This is a genomic window from Streptosporangium fragile, from assembly GCF_039534445.1.
In the GTDB taxonomy this organism is placed as follows: Bacteria; Actinomycetota; Actinomycetes; order Streptosporangiales; family Streptosporangiaceae; genus Streptosporangium; species Streptosporangium fragile.
The window spans coordinates 1-1,413 of the sequence record NZ_BAAAVI010000164.1 but is presented as its reverse complement, the minus strand read 5'-3'; the positions used below and the strand labels follow the sequence as shown (position 1 = coordinate 1,413).

The 1,413-nt window shown below is 70.1% G+C and carries 1 protein-coding gene; it reads right to left on the bottom strand.

The window, feature by feature from the left end; all coding sequences use genetic code 11:
* Positions 1–134 precede the first annotated feature (134 nt).
* A complete protein-coding gene (locus ABD841_RS40435; protein ID WP_425582126.1) occupies positions 135–1,346 on the bottom strand; it encodes an IS701 family transposase in 1,212 nt (403 codons plus the stop codon).
* Positions 1,347–1,413 lie beyond the last annotated feature (67 nt).

Sequence of the window (1,413 nt, the reverse complement as noted above, 5' to 3'; positions counted from 1 at the left end):
GCTGATCAGAGCACGGGTCTGATGGAGTCGTCGAAAGTGTGACCAGGCCAGGACGTGATCGATGGCGTTGGCCGCCGGGATGAGCAGCCGAGCCAGGACGCGGCGGATCTCGGCGAGCGAGAGCCGCCCGAGCCTCAGCCCGTCGGCGCCTCCAGAAGCAGGCGGTCTTTTCCCTTGTCGGCGGCCTCGTCGGCGTCGGCGGGCAGAGCGGCGCGCGTGACGGCCAGGAACGCCAGGGCGAGCATGGTGATGGTGACGTGCCGGTGCCACGGGGTCCACTTGCGGACCTGGTAGGAGGTCAGGCCAAGCAGGTCCTTGCCGTGCTCGTTGTTCTCCTCGATCTTCCAGCGCATCCCGGCCGCGTCGATCAGCTCGGGGACCGGGACGTGGGCCGGGGCGTGGGCCAGGAAGAACTCCACCTCTGTCGGGGCGCTGACGGAGCGGCGGGTCAGCAGCGTGTGCGCGTGGCCGGGCGCGGGCGCTTGCCCGGCCACGGCGGCGGACACTGCCGTCCAGTCGTAGACGCGCAGGCCCTTGGTGCCGGCCCCGCACGAGCGGCGCTCCCAGACCCCGCTCTGCCCGAGGGCCAGCAGCCGGTCCAGCACGTGCCCGACCGGCTCGACGCCACCGCGGACGGCGACCAGGGGCAGGTCGGCCGGGACCGCCATAACGTAGCCGAGGGCGCGCTCATGGCAGAACGCACGCAGGTACGGGTCACGGCCATAGCCCGTATCGGCGCACAGGTACCGGAACGGCGTGCCGGCCGCGAGCTCCTCGGCGAGCATGTCGATCACCAGCTGCGGTTTGGTGCGGAAGACGACGTGTTCGGGCACCCCGGCCCTGCCGCGGCGCCCGGTGTCGTGCGCCCAGGACTCGGGCAGGTACAGGCGCCGGTTGACGAACGCGTGCCCGACCTCGGAGGCATAGGTGAGCATGGGCATGACCTGGCAGTTCTCCACCTGGCCGGTCAGGCCGCAGTACTGGTCGGCCACGCCGACGGACATCTCGCCCTTCTTGAGCGCGGCCGTGTCGTCGGCGATCAGCACGCCGTCGGCGCGGCCCAGATGCGCGATCACGTAGGAGCGGACTTCGTCGCGCAAGGCGTCGACGTCCCATTTCGCGCGGTCCAGCAGGTGCTCGAAGCGGTGGGCGGTGGCGTGGCCGATGTGGTCGGCCAACTGCCAGGAGTTCTTGCGCGGTACGTCGGCCAGCAGGGCGCGGACCAGGTCGGCGAAGGCCTCACGCGGTTCGGGGCGGGTGAACAGGGGGCCGGCGATGCGCGTGGTCAGCGCGGTCAGTTCCGCATCCCAGGACACGACGAGATCGTAGGTCAGAGCGCACGTCACGTACTGACGATGGACCAACTACGTTCCGCAGCGAGGCCAAACGAATCAAGATCTACGAATGTAGTAC